Below are 19,222 nucleotides of genomic sequence, written 5' to 3' on the forward strand. Positions count from 1 at the left end.
CTCTTGCGCGAACCGAAGGTTCCCCATCGGCAATAATGGCCTGATGGGGAACCTTCACCGCTTAACAGCGATATTGACCACGGCAGTGCTCGCCGCCACGCTCGCTTCCTGCGCGGACGACCGCCCAACGGCGGAGGACGCGGCGAAGAAGCTCGCCCAGGGACTGTCGGCACTCGACGTCACCGGCTCGTCGTTCACCGCAGCCGCAGCCGAGGATGTCACGGCGGACCTCGCCACGATCACCGAGGGCGTGGCGCCGCTGAAGCCGCAGGTCGCCGTGGGCGCCGTCGAACCGACCGGTGACGACACCGCCACCGCCGAGCTCAAGTACACGTGGGACATCAACGCCACCGACAAGGACTGGACCTACTCCACCTCGACGAACCTCACCCGGGTCGAGGACCAGTGGCAGGCCGAATGGGATCCCGCCGTCTTCGCTCCCGAGCTCCGCCCGGACGAACGGCTGAACATCACCGAGATCCCGGCGGACCGCGGCGACATCACCGGCGCCGACGGTGAAGTGCTCGTGACCCAGCGCCCAATCCTGCGGGTCGGCATCGACAAGACACGCATCCCCGAGGCCGACCACCCCGCAGCGGCCAAGGCCTTGGCCGAACTGGTCGAGATCGATCCCGCCGCCTATGCCGAGCAGGTCGCCGCCGCCGGTGCGGAGGCGTTCGTCGAGGCGATCGTGCTGCGCGATGATTCCTCCCGCACAATCAGCGACGAACAGATCAACGACGTCCCCGGGGCGTCGGCGCTGCCGGGCACCCTGGAGCTCGCCCCGACGCGGACCTTCGCGCGCGAAGTGCTGGGGACGGTCGGAGAAGCAAACGCCGAAATGATCGAACAGTCGAAGGGATCGCTCAAGGCCGGGGACATCACCGGGCTCTCGGGCCTGCAGCGCCAGCACAACGAGGTGCTCGCGGGAATTCCGGGGGTCGAGATCACGGCCGTCCTGGGTGACGGCGAAACCGGCGAACGCAAACAGCTGTTCGCCGCGGAACCGGTGGACGGCGCCCCGCTGGCCACCACCCTTGACCTCGAACTGCAGGCCCTCGCCGAGAAGGTTCTCGCCGATGAGCCGTCGCCGTCGTCGATTGTCGCCGTCCGACCCAGCACCGGGGAGATCCTCACCGCCGCGAACGGCCCGGGCAGCGAGGGCCTGCCCACCGCGCTGCTCGGGCAGTACCCTCCCGGATCGACCTTCAAGGTTGCAACGACCCTCGCCCTGCTGCGCAAGGGCTTCACCCCCGAGACGGACACGCAGTGCACGGCGGAGCTCGAGGTCGAAGGGCGCCGCTTCAACAACGCGAGCACCTACCCGGCACAGTATGTGGGCACCATCCCGCTGCTGCAGACCTTCGCACAGTCCTGCAACACCGGGTTCATCTCCAACCGCGAGAAGGTCTCCCAGGAGGAGCTCGCCTCCGCCGCGGCGGACCTCGGCATCGGCGTCGAGGCAAGCATCGGGCTGCCTGCCTTCTTCGGCGCCGTGCCCGCCGAGGCCGACGGCACGGAGCACGCCGCCTCGATGATCGGGCAGGGCGAGGTGCTTGTCTCTCCGCTGGCGCTCGCCACGATGGCCGCGAGCGTCGGTGCCGGGGCCCGGGTCACGCCCACGCTCCTGGGCGGGGCCGGCCCCGAGGCCTCCGCAGCGCCGTCGCCCTCGGGTGAACCGTCGGGTGGATCGTCCGCGTCGGGGGATCCGTCGTCGGAGCCCTCGGCGTCCAGCACGCCCGCGAAACCCAGCGCGCTGACCAAGGCGGAAGCCGAGCAGCTGCGCACCCTGATGCGCGCCGTGGTGAACGAGGGCGGCGCCCAGCTGCTCAACGACGTGCCGGGGGAACCGGTCCTCGCCAAGACGGGAACCGCCGAGTTCGGCAGCGAGACACCTCCCCGCACTCACGCCTGGGTTGTCGCGCTGCAGGGAGACCTCGCCGTCGCCGTCTTCGTCGAGGAGGGGGAGCTTGGCTCAACCTCGGGCGGGCCGCTGATGAAGTCGTTCCTGGGCGGAGCCGGCTCCTAAGCCTCAGCGGTACTTCGGGGCCTGGTACGGCTGGAACGGCTGCTGCGGGAACTGGTACTGCGGCAGCCGGGTGCCGCGGGTTTCGACGATGACCTTGCCCAGTGGCATCAGGGACACGGGGATGAGCTTCAGGTTCGCGATGCCCAGGGGAATCCCGATGATGCTCACGAACATGGGGATGGCCGTGAGCACGTGGCCGATGGCAATCCACACACCGGCAACCAGCAGCCAGATGATGTTGCCGAGCGTCGAGAAGAAGTACGTCTGGCCACCCCGGTCAACGACGGTGCGCCCGAAGGGCCACAGGGCGTAGGCGCCGATGCGGAACGAGGCGATGCCGAAGGGAATGGTGACGATCAGCGCGCAGCAGACAATGCCTGCCAGGAAGTATCCAAGGGCAAGCCAAATGCCGCCGAAGAGCAGCCAGATCACGTTCAGGAGTGTGTTCATTGGGCCATTGTCGCTCACGGTGCACCGAGTTGGCAGCTAACCACTCTTTCCCCGGCGCCACCCCCGCCGAAACTGCAGCTCACCACGCTTCGGCGCCGCCGAACGGGGGTTACCTGCCAACTCGATGGGGAGGCGGAGACGGAAAAGCCCCTCCCCGCATGCGGGAAGGGGCTTTTCTGCGGATTCGGCAGGGCTTAGCGCGAACGTCGTTCGTTCGACGCAGGAGCGGTGGCCCGGCGCGGTCCGCCGGAGCGGGGTGCCGATGCGGGCCTGCCGCCGGACGACGGCGCGTGGCTGCGCTGGCCGCCGGCCGCTGGTGCTGCGCCCGATGCGGGACGGCGCGGTGCGACGTCACCGGCGCGCTGGCCGGTTGCCGGCCTGCGGCTGCGGGTGCCTGCGGCCTCGTCGGTCGAACGACGGCGGCTTCCGCCGGTGCCTGACCCGGCGTCGCTCCCGAAGCGGGGAGCCTGCGGCTGGTCCTTGCGGCGGTCGGCGCGGTTGCCCTGGGCGGGCTGGGCGTCGGCGGAGACGCGGCCACGGCCACCCCTGCCGCCGCGTCCGCCGGCTGCCGGCGCTGCGGTGCCGCGGCGGGCGCGCTTGCGCTGGGCGTTCGCTCCGGTGGAGGTGCCCTCGCCGCGGGCGGAGTCGCGCTGGGCGATCAGTGCGGCACGGGTGCGCGGATCAACCTTCTCCGCGACATCACCGATCAGCTTGCCGATGAGCGGCGAAGTCGCCTTGACGTTCTCGAAGGCGACGTCGACGCCGGCGGCGCGCATCAGCTTCTGAACCTCGGACTTCTGCTCCGGCAGGGTGATCGTCACGACGGTGCCTGAGGAACCGGCGCGGGCGGTGCGGCCCGAACGGTGCAGGTACGCCTTGTGCTCGGTGGGCGGGTCGACGTGGACGACGAGTTCGACGTCGTCAACGTGGACGCCGCGGGCGGCGACGTCGGTCGCCACGAGGACGCGGACGTCTCCGCTGGAGAACTCCGCAAGGTTCCGGTCGCGGGCGTTCTGCGAGAGGTTTCCGTGAAGGTCGACGGCGGGGATGCCGGCGTCGGTCAGGGTCTTGGCCAGCTTGCGGGCGTGGTGCTTGGTGCGCATGAACAGCAGGCGGCGTCCGGTGCCGGAGGCGAGCTGGACGATGAGCTGCTTCTTCTGGGTCTGGTCGCCGATGAGCAGCACGTGGTGCTCCATCGTGGTCACCGCGGCCTGGGGGTCGTCGACCGAGTGGGTCACGGGCTTGCTCAGGTAGCGGTTGACGAGCTTGTCAACGCCGTTGTCGAGCGTTGCCGAGAACAGCAGGCGCTGGCCCTCGGTGGGCGTGGTGTCCATGAGCTTCTTCACGACGGGCAGGAAGCCGAGGTCGGCCATGTGATCGGCCTCGTCGAGGATGGTGATCTCAACCGACTCGAGCGTGATCAGCTTCTGGCGCATCAGATCCTCAAGGCGGCCGGGGCACGCGATGACGATATCGACGCCGGCACGCAGTGCCTTCTCCTGGCGCTGCTGGGAAACCCCGCCGTAAATGACGGTGGTGTTTAGGCCCAGCTCGTTGGCTAGGGGCTCAACGGTGTTGTTGATCTGCGTTGCGAGCTCGCGGGTCGGGGCGAGGATCAGTGCCAGCGGCCGTCCGGGCTTGCGCCGGTAGGCGGCTTCCTGCTCGGCGAGGCGGGAGACCATGGGGAGGGCAAAAGCGAGGGTCTTTCCCGAGCCGGTGCGGCCGCGTCCGAGGACGTCACGCCCTGCCAGGGTGTCGGGCAGGGTCTTGACCTGGATGGGGAAAGGTTCGGTGATTCCCTGCGCGGAAAGGTTCGCAACCAGCGCTTTGGGCACACCAAGGGCAGCAAAAGTAGTCATGTATTTACACGAACTTTCTTCTCATCTTCCCCGGCGCCGGTTGGCACAGGGGTTCGCCGAAGAAAAGTCAGACAGTGTCCACCGCGCTTCCATCAAAGGAAGCTTGATGCGGGACAAAAGAAAGCGTTCATCGACGCAGGCTGCGGGCAGTGCGGGTCAAAATGACCCTAAAGGTACGCAGACATGTCCTTTCACTGTACCAGCCGGACGGCGGCCCGCCGGACCACGGGCCGCGGACGGGCGCGCAATGCCGCCGATTGGCGCTGTTGTCTGCGATTGTGGGATCCGACACACCCGTGTCCATTCAGCTCGCCGCAGATCAGGAAGGACCCCCGTGATTTCTCCCGCTTCGCCGCAGTCTCCTCCGGCCCAACCGGCCCCGGGCCTGCTCGATGACGCCCGCCGCATCAGCGCCTCCCTCACGGAGCTGCGGCACCGGCTCCACCAGGAGCCGGAGATCGGACTCCTGCTGCCCCGGACCCAGCAGAAGGTCCTCGAAGCGCTGAACGGGCTCCCCCTCGAGATCACCTGCGGAACGGCGTCGACGTCGGTCACGGCGGTGCTGCGGGGCACGGCGCCCTCCGGCACGGGGCCCCGGCCGGTGGTGCTGCTGCGCGGCGACATGGACGCGCTTCCGGTCGCCGAACTCACCGGAGTCCCCTACAGCTCCCAGGTTGAGGGCGTCATGCACGCCTGCGGCCACGACCTCCACACGGCGATGCTCGCGGGTGCGGCGACCCTGCTTGCCGAACGCCGCGGCGAGCTGGCCGGCGACGTCGTGCTGATGTTCCAGCCCGGCGAGGAAGGCTACGACGGCGCCGCGGTGATGATCCGCGAAGGCGTGCTCGACGCCGCGGGGCGGGTCCCTGATGCCGCCTACGGGATCCACGTGACGTCCTCACTGCTGCCCAACGGCGTCGTTGCCAGCCGCCCCGGGACCCTGATGTCGGCGTCGGACGGCCTGACGGTGACGGTCCGCGGCGCGGGTGGCCACGGTTCGGCGCCGCACCGGGCGAAGGACCCGGTGACGGTTGCCGCGGAGATTGTGACCGCCCTGCAGGTGATGGTGACCCGCAGGTTCGACATGTTCGACCCGGTGGTGCTCACGGTGGGCGTGCTGCGTGCGGGAACGAAGCGGAACATCATTCCCGACAACGCGCGCGTCGAAGCCACTGTGCGCACGTTCTCGGAGGAAAACCGGAAGCGCATGGCCGAATGGGCCCCGCAGCTCGTCAACGGCATCGCCCAGGCGCACGGGCTCGAAGCGGAGGTCGAGTACTCAACCGAATACCCGCTCACCGTCACCGACGCCGCGGAAACCCTCCACGCGCAGCGGCAGGTCGAAGCCCTGTTCGGGTCGGAGCGTTACCGCACGTTGGAGCAGCCGCTGAGCGGATCGGAGGACTTCTCCCGGATTCTTGAGGCGGTGCCAGGGACGTTCCTGTTCCTCGGGGCAACGACGCCCGGAGCGGATCCCAGGGAGGCGCCGTTCAACCACTCGCCGGGCGCTGTGTTCGAGGACAACGTCCTCGCCGACGGCGCTGCCCTTTACGCCCAGCTCGCGCTGTCGCGGCTCGCTGCCCCCGCCGGCGAACCCGGCTGACCGGGGTTCCAGCCGCCCGGGCGGCGTCCCCGCGCCGTCCCGGGCGGTAGCCTTGATACCGATGTATACAGACCATGACTCCCAGGACGCGCCGTCGGCCGACGCTTCCGCAGCCCACCGCGGCCAGCCGGTCTCCTTTGTCCGCCGGGGCTCGAGGCTGCAGGGGCGCCGCCGCGACGCCTGGGCCGAACTCTCCGCCGACTACCTGATCGATGTGCCGCGGGTTGAGGCCGATACCTCAGTCGACCCCGGTTACAGGTTCGATGCCGAGGCCGCCTTCGGCCGCAGGGCCCCCCTGGTGGTCGAGGTCGGTTCGGGCCTGGGCGAGGCGATCACCCACGCCGCGGAACTGGAGCCGGAACGCGACTTCCTTGCCCTTGAGGTGTACCGGCCGGGGCTGGCGCAGACCATGCTCAGGATCAGCCAGAAGGACCTCGCGAATGTGAGGGTGGCCCAGGTCAACGCCCCCGAGGCGATGGCGGGAATGCTCGCGGCCGGGTCGGTCAGCGAGCTGTGGGTCTACTTCCCCGATCCCTGGCACAAGGCCCGCCACCGCAAGCGTCGGCTCGTGAAGGAAAGCTTCGCTGAGCTCGCCGCGCGCGTGCTCGCCCCCGGCTCCCTGTTCCGGCTGGCAACCGACTGGTCCGATTACGCCGTGCAGATGCGCGCGGTGCTTGATGCTTCGCCGTTCTTCGAAAACGCCCATGCCGGCGAGCGCACAGGAGCGGCCAGCCCCCTGACCCAGGTGTGGGCGAGCGGGGTGGAGCAGCTCGTTGGAGGCGCTCCCGTGCGTGCCGGCAAGGATCCGGTCAGCACCGGAAACACCGGAGAGAACGAAGGCACCGACACGCTCGGCGGCTGGGCCCCGCGCTTCGAGGGCCGCCCGCTGACCAGCTTCGAGAACAAGGCCATTGAGGCGGGCCGAATGATCTTCGACCTCACTTACCGCCGCCTCTAACGACGAAAGCCCGCTGGAGCTAGTGCAGTTTCGTGACCCAGTCGGCCGGCACACGGCCCTCGGGCCCCGGAACGGGCTGGGTCCGCGGGTAGCTCTGCGGAGGCGCAAGCTCCGGTCCCCTCACGTACTCCCCGGTGGTGTAGTTCCAGAACCACTCCTCCCCCGGCTCGAAAGAGCGGACCACAGGGTGGCCGGTCTCAGCGGCATGTGAGCTGGCGTGCTGGTTGGGCGAGGAATCGCAGCAGCCAATGTGTCCGCACTGGGCGCAGCGGCGCAGGTGGAACCACCAGCCGTTCGCCGTCAGGCATTCCACGCACCCCGTCCCCGAGGGGGGCGCCGATTGATCAATCCCCGTAACATCGGTCATTATTTCGTCCTTCCCGCAGGGCGGCGTGAAGCAAAGCCCTGCAACGGTCGTCTAGTTTTACACCCTGCGCCCCACCGGTGCCAGAGCCGGGCCGTGACCCCTTTACCGCGGCACCCCGTGGACGTACATTCGTGGCAGCGCATCGGCGGCCCTGCAGCACTCCCAGAGGGCACTCGCCGCACCACCTTCCCCCATCATTACGCTTTCCCACCGCCAGGAGCAGCAGTGAACATCGCAGTCCGCGGAACAGGAAAGGTGGGCACGGTGCTGGCGGACGGTCTTCTCATCGCGGGGCACGGAGTCGTGCTGGGAACGGCCTCCTTCAACCTCAAAGCCGGCGTCTAGGACCGAAGATTCGGAGGGACACTGTGGAATTCACGAGAACCGACGCCGCCGCAGTTCCGCCCTGGCCGCGGCTGCGGGTCGACGAGTGGGCTTCGACGCGGGAGACCGTCCACATGTGGCTGCAGATTGTCGGGAAGATCCGCATGGCGCACGCCCCGCTGGTCAACCACTGGTGGAATGTTCCCCTCTATGTGACACCGCGGGGCCTCGGCACATCCTCGATCCCCTACGGGCAGGGGAACTTCGACATGGAGTTTGATTTCCTCGCTGACGTTCTCCGGATCCGCAGCAGCGACGGCCGCGAAGGGTCGGTGGTTCTCGAGTCGAAGCCGGTGGCCGAGTTCTTCGAGGAGACGATGAGCGCGCTGGCCGGCCTTGGCATTGCGACATCGATCCGCGCCGTGCCGACAGAAGTCGAGCCTGCTGTCCCCTTCACCGAGGACTACGGGCACCGCACCTACGACCGGGCGTCGGTCGAGCTTTTCTGGCGGCAGCTGATGCAGGTGGACCGGGTCATGCAGAAGTTCCGGGCGCATTTCGCCGGGAAGGTGAGCCCGGTGCACTTCTTCTGGGGTGCGATGGACATGGCGTGCACGCGGTTCTCCGGCAGGCCTGCCCCGCCGCACCCCGGCGGCATCCCGAACGCTCCGGACTGGGTGATGGTCGAGAGCTACTCGAGGGAGCTGAGCAGCTGCGGCTTCTGGCCGGGCGGCGGGGAGGAGGGCGCCTTCTATTCGTACATCTATCCCGAGACCGCCGGGTATGCCGAAAGCCCGGTGCGGCCGGCCGGCGCCTACTACAACAGCGATTACCGGCAGTTCCTGCTCCCCTACGAGGTGGCGCGCGCGGCTCCCGATCCGGATGCAGCCGTCCTTGAGTTCTTCCAGTCCACCTACGAAGCGGCGGCCGAGGCCGGCGGCTGGGACCGCGCAGACCTTGAGACGGATCCCGGCCGGCTCCCTCCGGGCGCAGCGGGGGCTGGGCAGGGAAGCGCATCGGGCCAGCCGGGCTGACCTGCCGTCAGCAGGGCCGCCCGGCGCGCCGGTGAACCGCCGGGGTAAGGCTGCGGAGCCCGCAACCGCGGCGCCCCACGACCGTGTGGAGCACGGTGTCGAGCACCGTGGCGCGCGGGATCGTGTCCGTCAGAACGCCGACGACGGCAGGTCCTTCTCCCCGTCCACAATGGCCATTACGATCCGCTCGGCCACTTCTCCCGGGTCCTTGCCGCGCGGCAGCCGCGGCGCGCTGCCGGCAAGGGGCCGTCCGGCGAGTCCGGTTTCGGTGTGGGGAGGCCGCACGTCGAGCACCCGCACCCCCTGCCGCCGCAGCTCAAGTCCGAGCGACTTGCCATAGGCGCTGAGCCCGGCCTTCGTCGCCGAGTAGGCGGCCATGCCAAGGGTCGGGCTCTCGGCGACGACGGCGCTGAGCTGCACGACGACCGAATCCTGCGCCAGCTTCGGGCCCACCTCGCGCATCAGCCGCATGTAGCCGAGCAGGTTGGCAAGCATGAGTTCATCGAGGGTTTCGTCATCAACTTCGACGGCGGGGCCGAAGGCAACGGAGCCGGCAGCGAACACCACCCCATTGAGTTCGCGCCCGTACGCTGCGGCGGCGATCTCGGCGGGAGCACCGATGCGTCCGAGGTCGGCCGCGACGGTGCCGAGCGCCGCCGTACCGAGTTCCCCGGCGAGCGCCTCAAGCTTGGCCGTCGAGCGCCCGGAGAGGGTGAGCCGGGCGCCCCGCGCCGCCAGCCGCCTGGCGATCTCGGAACCGAGCACTCCGGTGGCGCCGACAACGAGGTAATGGGACCCGTTCAGCTCAGTCATGGTGCGAGTGTACCAACGGGCCCTTCACCCCGCAGGGTTCCGGCCGGCGCCCGGTGGGCAGCTAGGCTGTGGGCCATGAGCGAGATCAAGACCTGGCAGGCGATGGTTGACACGAACGCCGAACGTCTCCAGCGCACAACGGGACGCAGCGTCGACGAGTGGGTGCTCGCCGCCCGGGAGGCCGGTATCGGATCCCGTGCCGAGCTCGCGGCCTGGCTGAAACGCCAGGATGTCACCGGGTACAGCCTGATGAGCGTTGACTGGGCCATGTTCGGCTACCCGGCGTACTTCATGCGCTCCGCTGACGAGCTTTACGAAGGGCAGTACGCCGACCGGCCCGCACTGCGGCCGATCGCCGACATCCTCCTGGCCTGGGCGCTCGGAACCGAGGGCGTTGAGGTCCAGATGCGCAAGACCTACGTCTCGCTCCAGACGGCCCGCCGCAAATTCGCGCAGGTCACCCCGGCCACCAAGACGGCGGTGGACGTGCTCCTGCGCGTTCCGCTGCCGGGCAACGCGCGCGTCGAGCCGGTGCGCGCACCGGCCAACGATCCATTCGCGTGGCGCATCCGCCTCCGCAGCGTTGACGACGTCGACGCTGCGGCGATGGAGGCCCTTACTGCTGCCCTGGAGGATAGCCTTTAGGGCGTCGTTCCTTGAGCCGGGCGAGCTCTTCACCTGCCGCGGTGTCGGCCTCGAGTTCCTCAAACGCTTCCTCGACGCGCAGGGATGTTGAGTCCGACCACGCCAGTTCCTCCCGCGCTGCCGCAATGGCGGCGAGCCGGCGGGCCTCCCGCTCGGCTTCCCGGGCCGCAAGCTCCGCGCCGGGGACCGGCCGCGACGCGGCGTTGAGTGCCTCCTGCACCCCGAGGGACGCCTCGGCGCGTGCGCGCTGCGCGGCGATGGCCTGGTATTGGAGCGCGTTTTCGTAGACCCGGCGTTCAAGGCGGCCGACGTCCGCCGCGATCCTGCGGGCCTGGGCGTCGGCTTCCTCAAACTGCGCCGACACGGTGGCCAGGTGCTTGCCTGCGTTCATTGCCTCACGGATCGCCGTCCGCGCTGTGGCGTCGTCGCCGCGGTCGACGGCGGCTCCGGCCTGGGCTTCGAAGTAACGCACCCTCGCCGCGGCGTCCTGGGTGATGATTTCAAGGCGCCGGCGGTGGGCGGCAAGGTCCGCCGCGGCCCGCCGCGCGGATTCCAGGGACTGCTGTTGCGCCTGCTGGACCTGCTGGGCGGCGAGCATCGGGTCGGTGCCGGCGTCCTGGGCCGACGCTTTCGATGCGCGGACAATGCGCTTGATGCGGCGTCCAATCGACATGCCGGAGCCTCAGCCGCGCCGCTGTTTCCGCGGCCTCACGAGGCCTGCCGGGCGCCGTATGCACTCATCCACGAGTGCATTGCGCTGATTTCCATGCGCAGCCGCACGTCGGCCCGCTGGAGCTGTACGCCGTCGAGCGACCAGGATGTCTGCAGCAGGCACCGGCGCAGGTCCACCGACAGTTTTTCGAGGGCGCGCGCCTGCCCTGCCAGCCCTGCCGAGAGTTCGCGCTTGAGTTCGCGGTTCGGCTCCCGGTCGGCAATCCTGAGCTGATCCTCAAGGGACAGCGCCGCCCATTCCAGCTCCCGGGCCGCCCCGGGGAGCTCACCCACCGGCCGCCCGCGGTGCACTGCCTCGGCAAGCGCCCGCCGCGTGGCCTGGACCGAGCGGCGGAGTTCGAGGATCAGGCGCGCCGGCTCACGGGTGATGGGGTCCACCGCATAGCTGTGGAGGGTGAGCCTTCCGTGCTCGGCGGCCTGCTTCACGACGCCCGAACGCTTGATGCGCCTGACGAGCAGCCACAGCGTCACACCGGAGCCGATGGTGAGGAAGGCCAGGAAACCCAGGCCAAGAAGGAGGAGTTGAAGTAGTTCTTCCATCATTTCCTCGGCATTCCCGTTCGTGCGCGGAGTTCTGGCATTACTCAAGTCTGCCCTGCGGCCACTCCAATTTCCAGCGTCATTCTCTGCGCAGGGCCCCTGGCGGCCCAGGACGGCCGGGAAGATTCAACTCTGCGGCCGCCAGACCATCAGCGCCTGGCTGCGGGCGCGCGGGCGCTGGCCGCGGGCGAGCGTGACGACGTCACCGGCAAGCCCTGCGGCGAAGACGCGGCTTGGGTCGGGCTGGCCGCGGCGCTGCAGCAGTTCGGCGCTGAGTTCCTTGACCCGCTGCTGGAGTTCCGAAACCTGGTTTTCAAGGTCGAGGATGCGCCGGATCCCCTCGAGGGAGACCCCTTCCTGGGAGAGCCGCTGGATTTCCCGGAGGGTGCTCACATCCTTCATCGAATACCGGCGGGCGCGGCCGGGAGCGCGGCTGGGCGTCACCAGGCCCAGCCGGTCGTACTGGCGGAGGGTTTGGGGGTGCATGTCGGCCAGCTCCGCGGCCACCGAGATCACGTAGATCGGCATTGACACATCCATTGCGGGCGTCGCCTCCTCATGGCAATTCTTCGGTTGGTGGTGGGCAGCCCGTCCGGAGGCGGGCTGCCCTTAGAGCTGCGCTTTGGCAGCGAGGCCGGCGCGGGGATTCGCATCGGCCGTTGCGGCCGCGAACGCCTCGACGGCGGCCGCGGCTTCCTTCGACAGGTTCTGGGGGACGACGACGTCGATCGTGACAAGGAGGTCGCCGGTTGTCTTCGAGGTTGAAACACCGCGGCCCTTGAGCCGCAGGGTCCGGCCCGAGGGCGTTCCGGGTGGAACCTTCATCTTGACCATCTCACCGGAGATGGTGGGAACCTCGATCTGCGCGCCGAGCGCCGCTTCGGGGAAGGTGACCGGGACGTGGACCTTGATGTTGTCGCCGTCGCGTTCGAACAGCGGGTGGCTCTTGACGTTGACGGTGACCATCAGGTCCCCGCTGCCTGCCGGGCCCGACTGGCCCTTGCCGCGCACGCGAACCTTCTGCCCGTCCTTGATCCCCGGCGGGATGCGCACGTCGATGACTTCACCGGACGGTTCGCGCAGGCCGATCGTTGTGCCCTTGATCGAGCCTGCGAAGGAGATGGTGGTGCTGGCGGTGCGGTCGGCGCCGCGCCGGGGAGGAGCCGAGAACCCTCCGCCGAAGCCACCGGCTCCCCCGCCGAACAGGTCGGCGAACTCGGGCGGAAGGTCGCCGTACCCGGTTCCGGTGCGCTGGCGGGACCCTGCGCCCTGCCCGAAAAGGTTGCCGAAGATGTCCTCGAAGCCGCCGGCGCCTCCCCCGGCGCCGCCGGCCCCGCCGGCGGTGAAGCGCGCTCCGCCGCCCATGGCGCGGATGGCATCGTACTGCTTGCGTTCCTCAGGATCGGAAAGGACGGAGTATGCCTCGGAGACGTCCTTGAAGGTCCGCTCGGATCCGGCATCGCCGTCGTTGCGGTCCGGGTGGTGCTTGCGGGCAAGCTTGCGGTACGCCTTCTTGATATCGGCGTCCGTCGCGTCCTTGGAGACACCGAGGATCTTGTAAAAATCCTTATCGACCCAATCCTGACTAGCCAATTGGAGTCTCCTTTCACTGCTTCTTCAATGATGTAGGGAACAGTACCCGCCGGAGGTACTGCCGACGCTGGCCGGGTTCCCGGGGAAGGCGGCTTTAATACTTCCTGCGAGCTCTGCGAGCGGGAAGTTTCGTTGCCGCCGTCCGGGGACCCGGCCAGCATTGACGGAGATTACTCCGGTACTGCGACGATCACTTGGGCCGCCCGAAGCACCCGGTCACCCTTCCGGTATCCGGCGCGGAGGACCTGGCTGACGCTGTCGGCCTGCACCTCCGGGCTCGGCTGCTGGATGAGCGCCTCGTGGATGTTCGGGTCGAACGCGACACCGGTCTCGTCGATCCGGGTCAGTTCGTACGCCTTGAGGGCGTTCTCGAACTTGCCCGCGATCGCCGCGAACGGCCCGTCGGCGAGGTCGCCGTGCTGGCGCGCGGCGTCGATGTCGTCGAGGACGGGCATCAGCGAGTTGATGACGCCGATGACTGCCTGGTCGCGCGCAACATCGCGGTCCCGCTCGACGCGGCGCCGGTAGTTGACGTACTCGGCCTGCAGCCGGAGCAGGTCGTTGCGCAGTTCAGCGATGACCTCCGTCACCGGCGCGTCTTCGCCCTCGCCGGCCTCGTTGAGGATGGCTTCGGCCTGGGCGAGCGCGTCGCCGTCGGCGGTGTCCGCGGCGGGAGGCGCCGGGGGCGCCTCCTCCCCGGCTGGGTCCCCGGACACCGGCTCGGCCGGTGCCGGGTCGCCGGCGTCGTTCTGCTGCCCACGGACCGCGCCCGTTTCAGGATCAATCTTCCGCTTGTCGCGGAAGCTCACTGGCTCTGACTGGTGCTCTTCTTCGTTTCCGTGGTGCGGCATTGTTACTTCTTCTCGTTGATGTCGTCTTCGTCCACAACTTCGGCGTCGACAATGTCGTCGTCGGCACCGGCCGGCGGCGTCTGGCCGTCAGCCGAGGCACCGGCGCCCGCCGAACCCGCATCCTGCTGCGACTGGGCGTAGATTGCCTCGCCCAGCTTGGTCTGGGAGGACTGCAGCTTCTCGAACGCGGACTTCACCTCGTCGTCGTTGTCCTGGCCTTCAAGCGCCTTCTTCAGGGCGTCGACGTCGGCCTGGACCTCGGTCTTGACCCCCTCGGGCAGCTTGTCCGAGTTATCGGAGATGAGCTTGTCAACGGAGTAGGCGAGCTGCTCGGCGGCGTTGCGGGTGTCGGCTGCCTCGCGGCGGGCCTTGTCCTCGGCTGCGTGCTCCTCGGCCTCGCGGACCATGCGGTCGATGTCCTCCTTGGAGAGGGACGATCCACCGGTGATGGTCATCGACTGCTCGGCGCCGGTGCCCTTGTCCTTGGCGGACACGTGGACGATGCCGTTGGCGTCGATGTCGAAGGTGACCTCGACCTGCGGGACCCCGCGCGGGGCCGGCGCGATGCCGGTCAGCTCGAAGGTGCCCAGCGGCTTGTTGTCGCGGGTGAACTCGCGCTCGCCCTGGAAGACCTGGATCGCCACGGACGGCTGGTTGTCGTCAGCCGTGGTGAAGGTCTCGGACCGCTTGGTCGGGATGGCGGTGTTGCGCTCGATGAGCTTTGTCATCATGCCGCCCTTGGTCTCGATGCCGAGGGAGAGCGGGGTGACGTCGATGAGCAGGACGTCCTTGCGCTCGCCCTTCAGCACACCGGCCTGGAGTGCGGCACCGACCGCGACGACCTCATCGGGGTTGACGCCCTTGTTGGGCTCCTTGCCGCCGGCGAGTTCCTTGACCAGTTCGGAGACCGCGGGCATGCGGGTGGAGCCGCCGACCAGGATGATGTGGTTGATGTCGGAGACCTTGATGCCGGCCTCGGAGATCACGTCGTGGAACGGCTTCTTCGTGCGGTCCAGCAGGTCCTTGGTGAGGTCCTGGAACTTGGCGCGGGAGAGGTGCTCGTCGAGGTGCACGGGGCCCTCGGGGGTGACGGAGAGGTACTGCAGGGAGATGTTGGTCGAGGTGGCCGAAGACAGTTCCTTCTTGGCCTGCTCGGCAGCTTCCTTGAGGCGCTGCAGGGCGATCTTGTCCTTGGACAGGTCGGCGCCCTTGGCCTTGGCCTGGGCCAGGAGGAAGTCGACGACGCGCTGATCCCAGTCGTCGCCGCCGAGGCGGTTGTCGCCTGCGGTGGAGCGGACCTGGATGGTGGAGAACTGGTCCTCGTCCTTGCCGACTTCGAGCAGGGAGACGTCGAAGGTTCCGCCGCCGAGGTCGAACACGAGGATGAGCTCGTCTTCCTTGCCCTTGTCGAGGCCGTAGGCGAGTGCGGCGGCGGTGGGCTCGTTGACGATGCGCAGCACCTTCAGGCCCGCGATCTCGCCGGCCTCCTTGGTGGCCTGGCGCTCGGCGTCGTTGAAGTACGCGGGAACGGTGATGACGGCGTCGGTCACCTTTTCCCCGAGGTAGGACTCGGCGTCGGTCTTCAGCTTCTGAAGGATGCGGGCCGAGATCTCCTGGGCGGTGTACTTCTTGTCGTCGACGGGGATGGACCAGTCGGTGCCCATGTGGCGCTTGACCGACGCGATGGTGCGGTCGATGTTGTTGACGGCCTGGCGCTTGGCGATCTCGCCGACCAGCACCTCGCCTGCCTTGGAGAACGCAACGATCGACGGCGTGGTGCGCGCGCCTTCGGCGTTGGCAATGACGGTGGGCTCGCCGCCTTCGAGGACTGAAACAACTGAGTTGGTGGTTCCGAGGTCAATGCCTACTGCACGTGACATGCAAGTTTCCTTTCGACAGCCCGGGAATTTGCTGGCCGCTCAACCGCCGGGCGCGTAGATTGAGCGTTCTGCACTCAACTGTACTCCGTGCTGGCAGGGAGTCAAACCAAAGTTGAGTCTGTATTACTCAACTCCGTAATGGTCACAAACATTCCGGCTGGTACAGGGGGCTTGCCGGACCCTTCGAGGCGAGCGCGTGGCTGACCAGCTGGTGGACCACCGGATCGTTCGGGGCCTGGTCGTGCTCGATCGGATCGAGCGGGCACTTGTCCTGGAGGGTGATGTTCGTGACCTGCCGGGCCGGCCCGCTCAGGAACTGGCTCGTATAGGGGGTGACCACCTCGTCGTACCTTGTCGAGAGCACCGTGTAGGACGGGCCGTTCACCGTGTCACCGATCGAGTTGAGCTTCGCGAGGAACGCCGACCCCGCCTCCTGGTCGGCACACGCCTGGCAGAGGAAACCCGAATCGCCGGTGCCCAGGGGAACCTGGTCCGGCGTCGGCGCTAGAACGCCTTCGGTGCCGTGGTTGGACGGCGCGATGCCCACGAGGTGGTTCACCTTCTTCGCTCCGCCGAGGAAGCCGAGGTAGTACCGCGGCATCATGCCGCCCTGGCTGTGGCCGACGATGTCCACCTTCTGGGCCCCCGTGGCACCCAGCACTCCGTCGATGAAGGAGGCGAGCTCGCCTGCCGAATCGGCGATGGGCCCGGTCGCGTCCACGCCGTTGGTGGTGCCGTAGTTGAGGGCGAAGACGCAGTACCCCTGTGCCGCGAGGCGCGGAGATAGCGTCGACCAGTTCTTGGCCATGCTCTCGAAGGTGCCGGGGACCAGCACCACGGGCCGCGGATGCTTGGCACTGGGCTTGCAGGACCAGTCGTTGGCGCCGGGCGGGGCGATGTCGAGGGTGTCGGCCGAGGCAGGGGCTCCTCCGACGATGCTTGCGGCGGCAAGGGCTACGGTCGCGAGGACGGTTCGGATGCGGAAGGACATTGTCTGAGACCTCTTCGTATCAGCACGGGCCCGGAAGGGCTTTGGACCCCGTCAACGCTAAGGGCCCTTATTACTCATGGCAACGTTACTCACGGCAACGGGGTTGGGAAAATGTGCACGGGCAGCAGTGTCGGACGCGGAGGGTCAGGAGACCGCGGCATGGCCTCACAGCCGCCCCCTCCGGGTTGCCCCTGCCCACCGGCCGGCCCCGATGGGTGGGCATGTCCGGATATGCCCACCCATCACCTGCGGCCCCCGGGCGCCAGTGGCGGGCCGACCCGCCGTGTGGCCGGCCCGCAGACCCTAGCCGCGGTGGGCCGCCACCGCCCGGTGCTCGTGCTCCTCGGCGTCGGGCTCCGCCGCCCGGTGCGCCGGCACCTGTCCCCTGCCGAGCGCGGACGGCCACCAGATGCGCCGGTCGAGATCGTAGGCGAGCGCCGGCACGAGCAGTGAGCGCACCAGCACCGTGTCAAGCAGCACCCCGAACGCCACGATGAAGGCAATCTGGGCGAGGAACAGGATCGGAATGACGCCAAGGGCTGCGAAGGTCGCCGCCAGCACCACCCCGGCCGAGGTGATGACCCCGCCGGTCACGCCCAGCCCGCGCAGGATGCCGGGGCGGGTTCCCAGCCGCAGGGACTCCTCCCGAACCCGGGTCATGAGGAAGATGTTGTAGTCAACGCCCAGCGCCACGAGGAACACGAAACCGAACAGCGGCACCGACGCGTCGGCGCCCTCGAACCCGAGCAGGTTGTTGAACACCAGCGCGGACACGCCGAGGGCCGTCGCGTAGGAGAGCACGACGCTGAGGATGAGCAGCACCGGGGCAACGACTGCGCGCAGCAGGAGCATCAGGACCACAAGGATGACGGCCAGGACGATGGGGATGATCTTGCCGAGGTCGGCGAGCGCCGTGTCGTTGGTGTCGACGGCAATCGCCGTGACGCCCCCGACGAGCGAATCGGGGCTTTCGCCCTCCAGCGCCGTGCGGAGGTCGCGCACAACGTTTTCGGCGTCTTCGGAGTCGGCCTGGTATTCGAGGGTGCCGTTGATCAGCACCCGCCCGTCGTTCACCTCGGTCACGCCCGAGGCGTCGGTGGTGAGCGCGGCCTCGGAGATGCCGGGCTGGTTCTGAACGATGTCAAGGACGAGGTCCTGATCCTCTTCGGGGACGACGACAGCGATGGGGCTGCCGGAGCCGGCGTCGAAGTGGCGCCCGAGGGCCTCCTGCCCGTCGACGGCGTTGGAGGAGGTCAGGATGAGTTCGGACTGGGGTACTCCGCTTGCCTGCAGTTGGGTCAGCCCCAGTGCCCCGGCGCCCAGCACGAGGAGCGATCCGATCCAGACGGCGCGGTACCGGCGGGCGACCAGGACGGCGACCCGCTTCCACAGTCCGCGCAGGCCTTCGGTGCCTGCGGGTCCGCCGTCGGCGGGTCCGCCGCGCTGCGCGCCGACCTTCGGGCGAAGCGGCCAGAAGGCGGCGCGGCCGAAGAGCAGCAGCAGCGCCGGGAGCAGGCTCAGCGCCGCAGCAACGGAAAAGACGATCCCGATTGCGGCAATGGGTCCAAGGCTGCGGTTGGAGTTGAGGTCGGAGAAGAGCAGGCACAGCAGCCCCAGGATGACGGTCGCCCCCGACGCCGCGATGGCTGCAACCGATCCCCGGTAGGCCATCTTCATCGCCTCCCAGGGCGACTGCACCTCGCCCAGGCTTTCCCGGAAACGGGCCACCAGCAGGAGCGCGTAGTCGGTTGCGGCGCCGATCACCAGGATTGAGAGGATGCCCTGGCTCTGGCCGCTGAGCTGGATCCAGTCCCACTTGGCGAAGGCGAACACCACCAGGATCGAGGTGGACAGTGCGAAGACGGAGGTCAGGAGCACGAGGAACGGCAGCACCACGGAACGGTAGACGGCGAGCAGGATGACGAACACGCAGCCGAGTGCCACGGCCAGCAGGATCCCGTCGATGCCCCCGAACGCGCTGACCAGGTCGGCGGTGAATCCGGCAGGTCCTGTCACATACCCGGTGGCGCCGTCCGGCAGTTCTTCGTTAAGCACTCCGCGAAGCTCGGCGACGACCTCGCCCAGCTCGGCGTCGGCCGAGACGAACGCTATGTACTGCACGGCCCTGAGATCCTCCGAGGGGATGGGACCCACGACGGCGGGGCCTCCTCCGGCGGGGGCCTCAAGCCCCTCGACCTCCGCCAGCCGACCCGCCACCTCGGCGTAGGCGCCGAGGTCCCGGGGCGGAATGTCGCTCGTCGATTCGGCGACGATCACGGCCGGCACCGCATCGGAGCTGCGGAACTGTTCCTCGAACTCGCCGGCCGCCGTTGATTCGGCGCTGGCGGGGAGGAAGGCCGCCTGGTCGTTGCTCGACACCTCCTCGAGGCGCCCGAAGGTTGGCCCGCCGACGGCGGCACCGGCCAGCCAGATCAGGACGATGACGGCGGGAAGCAGGACGCGCAGCCAGATACTTTTCATTGTGGGGCCTCTCGAAGGATTATCTCTATTGCCGAGTATATCCATGATGGAGATAAATTGGCAGGGCGCCTA

General features: G+C 68.4%; 17 protein-coding genes. 5 read left to right on the top strand and 12 right to left on the bottom strand.

The window, feature by feature from the left end; all coding sequences use genetic code 11:
• The first annotated feature begins 43 nt into the window (after positions 1-43).
• Positions 44-2,029 (top strand): penicillin-binding transpeptidase domain-containing protein, encoded by a 1,986-nt coding sequence (locus AC4D2R_RS02685; RefSeq protein ID WP_490937209.1) that lies wholly within the window; start codon positions 44-46, stop codon positions 2,027-2,029.
• A 3-nt stretch (positions 2,030-2,032) separates the two neighbouring features.
• Here the strand turns inward: AC4D2R_RS02685 and AC4D2R_RS02690 are convergent, their stop codons facing one another.
• The gene (locus tag AC4D2R_RS02690) at positions 2,033-2,479 is read right to left on the bottom strand and encodes a YccF domain-containing protein (RefSeq protein WP_490900669.1); all 447 of its coding nucleotides are present in this window, start codon (positions 2,477-2,479) and stop codon (positions 2,033-2,035) included.
• A gap of 194 nt (positions 2,480-2,673) precedes the next feature.
• Complete coding sequence (locus AC4D2R_RS02695) at positions 2,674-4,338, bottom strand: DEAD/DEAH box helicase (protein WP_490900667.1); 1,665 nt, start codon at positions 4,336-4,338, stop codon at positions 2,674-2,676.
• Between the two features lie 334 nt (positions 4,339-4,672).
• On the opposite strand from AC4D2R_RS02695, the gene AC4D2R_RS02700 reads away from it, so the two are divergent.
• A complete protein-coding gene (locus AC4D2R_RS02700; RefSeq protein WP_490937211.1) occupies positions 4,673-5,941 on the top strand; it encodes a M20 metallopeptidase family protein in 1,269 nt (422 codons plus the stop codon).
• Positions 5,942-6,002: 61 nt separating this feature from the next.
• Positions 6,003-6,899: a tRNA (guanosine(46)-N7)-methyltransferase TrmB gene (gene trmB, locus AC4D2R_RS02705; protein WP_490937213.1), complete on the top strand. Its 897-nt coding sequence runs from the start codon at positions 6,003-6,005 to the stop codon at positions 6,897-6,899.
• Between the two features lie 19 nt (positions 6,900-6,918).
• On the opposite strand, the gene AC4D2R_RS02710 is transcribed toward trmB, so the two are convergent.
• Entirely contained in the window at positions 6,919-7,266 is a 348-nt protein-coding gene (locus AC4D2R_RS02710; RefSeq protein WP_490937215.1) for a UBP-type zinc finger domain-containing protein, read from the bottom strand.
• Positions 7,267-7,634: 368 nt separating this feature from the next.
• On the opposite strand from AC4D2R_RS02710, the gene AC4D2R_RS02715 reads away from it, so the two are divergent.
• On the top strand, positions 7,635-8,624 hold the full coding sequence (locus tag AC4D2R_RS02715) for a DUF5996 family protein (protein WP_490937217.1): 990 nt from the start codon (positions 7,635-7,637) through the stop codon (positions 8,622-8,624).
• 129 nt (positions 8,625-8,753) lie between these two features.
• Here the strand turns inward: AC4D2R_RS02715 and AC4D2R_RS02720 are convergent, their stop codons facing one another.
• Positions 8,754-9,437 carry an SDR family NAD(P)-dependent oxidoreductase gene (locus AC4D2R_RS02720; RefSeq protein ID WP_490900659.1) on the bottom strand — a complete coding sequence of 228 codons (684 nt, stop codon included), beginning with the start codon at positions 9,435-9,437 and terminating at the stop codon, positions 8,754-8,756.
• Positions 9,438-9,512: 75 nt separating this feature from the next.
• Here AC4D2R_RS02720 and AC4D2R_RS02725 point away from each other — a divergent pair, with 75 nt between their 5' ends.
• Complete coding sequence (locus tag AC4D2R_RS02725) at positions 9,513-10,082, top strand: DUF5655 domain-containing protein (RefSeq protein ID WP_490937219.1); 570 nt, start codon at positions 9,513-9,515, stop codon at positions 10,080-10,082.
• On the opposite strand, the gene AC4D2R_RS02730 is transcribed toward AC4D2R_RS02725, so the two are convergent.
• The 8 genes from AC4D2R_RS02730 to AC4D2R_RS02765 form a co-directional block, all read right to left on the bottom strand.
• Positions 10,054-10,755 (bottom strand): PspA/IM30 family protein, encoded by a 702-nt coding sequence (locus tag AC4D2R_RS02730; protein WP_490937221.1) that lies wholly within the window; start codon positions 10,753-10,755, stop codon positions 10,054-10,056. The two genes, AC4D2R_RS02725 and AC4D2R_RS02730, sit on opposite strands and share 29 nt — an antisense overlap.
• A 35-nt stretch (positions 10,756-10,790) precedes the next feature.
• On the bottom strand, positions 10,791-11,357 hold the full coding sequence (locus AC4D2R_RS02735) for a hypothetical protein (RefSeq protein ID WP_490937223.1): 567 nt from the start codon (positions 11,355-11,357) through the stop codon (positions 10,791-10,793).
• A 123-nt stretch (positions 11,358-11,480) separates the two neighbouring features.
• Complete coding sequence (locus tag AC4D2R_RS02740) at positions 11,481-11,882, bottom strand: heat shock protein transcriptional repressor HspR (RefSeq protein ID WP_490900652.1); 402 nt, start codon at positions 11,880-11,882, stop codon at positions 11,481-11,483.
• 81 nt (positions 11,883-11,963) lie between these two features.
• A complete protein-coding gene (locus tag AC4D2R_RS02745) occupies positions 11,964-12,947 on the bottom strand; it encodes a DnaJ C-terminal domain-containing protein (RefSeq protein ID WP_490937226.1) in 984 nt (327 codons plus the stop codon).
• Positions 12,948-13,117: 170 nt separating this feature from the next.
• Complete coding sequence (locus tag AC4D2R_RS02750) at positions 13,118-13,798, bottom strand: nucleotide exchange factor GrpE (protein ID WP_490937228.1); 681 nt, start codon at positions 13,796-13,798, stop codon at positions 13,118-13,120.
• 2 nt (positions 13,799-13,800) lie between these two features.
• Positions 13,801-15,678 (bottom strand): molecular chaperone DnaK, encoded by a 1,878-nt coding sequence (gene dnaK, locus AC4D2R_RS02755; RefSeq protein ID WP_490900648.1) that lies wholly within the window; start codon positions 15,676-15,678, stop codon positions 13,801-13,803.
• A gap of 142 nt (positions 15,679-15,820) precedes the next feature.
• Complete coding sequence (locus AC4D2R_RS02760; RefSeq protein ID WP_490937230.1) at positions 15,821-16,669, bottom strand: esterase/lipase family protein; 849 nt, start codon at positions 16,667-16,669, stop codon at positions 15,821-15,823.
• A 303-nt stretch (positions 16,670-16,972) separates the two neighbouring features.
• Entirely contained in the window at positions 16,973-19,150 is a 2,178-nt protein-coding gene (locus tag AC4D2R_RS02765; RefSeq protein ID WP_490937232.1) for an MMPL family transporter, read from the bottom strand.
• Positions 19,151-19,222: the final 72 nt, after the last annotated feature.

The sequence above is a fragment of the Arthrobacter sp. TJ-217 genome (assembly GCF_058269255.1).

What these genes read in the sequence shown, in the direction of transcription:
- AC4D2R_RS02685 (WP_490937209.1), top strand. Translation starts at nt 44, where the DNA reads ATGGGGAACCTTCACCGCTTAACAGCGATATTGACCACGGCAGTGCTC.
- AC4D2R_RS02690 (WP_490900669.1), bottom strand. Translation starts at nt 2,479, where the DNA reads ATGAACACACTCCTGAACGTGATCTGGCTGCTCTTCGGCGGCATTTGG.
- AC4D2R_RS02695 (WP_490900667.1), bottom strand. Translation starts at nt 4,338, where the DNA reads ATGACTACTTTTGCTGCCCTTGGTGTGCCCAAAGCGCTGGTTGCGAAC.
- trmB (WP_490937213.1), top strand. Translation starts at nt 6,003, where the DNA reads ATGTATACAGACCATGACTCCCAGGACGCGCCGTCGGCCGACGCTTCC.
- AC4D2R_RS02710 (WP_490937215.1), bottom strand. Translation starts at nt 7,266, where the DNA reads ATGACCGATGTTACGGGGATTGATCAATCGGCGCCCCCCTCGGGGACG.
- AC4D2R_RS02720 (WP_490900659.1), bottom strand. Translation starts at nt 9,437, where the DNA reads ATGACTGAGCTGAACGGGTCCCATTACCTCGTTGTCGGCGCCACCGGA.
- AC4D2R_RS02725 (WP_490937219.1), top strand. Translation starts at nt 9,513, where the DNA reads ATGAGCGAGATCAAGACCTGGCAGGCGATGGTTGACACGAACGCCGAA.
- AC4D2R_RS02730 (WP_490937221.1), bottom strand. Translation starts at nt 10,755, where the DNA reads ATGTCGATTGGACGCCGCATCAAGCGCATTGTCCGCGCATCGAAAGCG.
- AC4D2R_RS02735 (WP_490937223.1), bottom strand. Translation starts at nt 11,357, where the DNA reads ATGATGGAAGAACTACTTCAACTCCTCCTTCTTGGCCTGGGTTTCCTG.
- AC4D2R_RS02740 (WP_490900652.1), bottom strand. Translation starts at nt 11,882, where the DNA reads ATGCCGATCTACGTGATCTCGGTGGCCGCGGAGCTGGCCGACATGCAC.
- AC4D2R_RS02750 (WP_490937228.1), bottom strand. Translation starts at nt 13,798, where the DNA reads ATGCCGCACCACGGAAACGAAGAAGAGCACCAGTCAGAGCCAGTGAGC.
- dnaK (WP_490900648.1), bottom strand. Translation starts at nt 15,678, where the DNA reads ATGTCACGTGCAGTAGGCATTGACCTCGGAACCACCAACTCAGTTGTT.
- AC4D2R_RS02760 (WP_490937230.1), bottom strand. Translation starts at nt 16,669, where the DNA reads ATGTCCTTCCGCATCCGAACCGTCCTCGCGACCGTAGCCCTTGCCGCC.
- AC4D2R_RS02765 (WP_490937232.1), bottom strand. Translation starts at nt 19,150, where the DNA reads ATGAAAAGTATCTGGCTGCGCGTCCTGCTTCCCGCCGTCATCGTCCTG.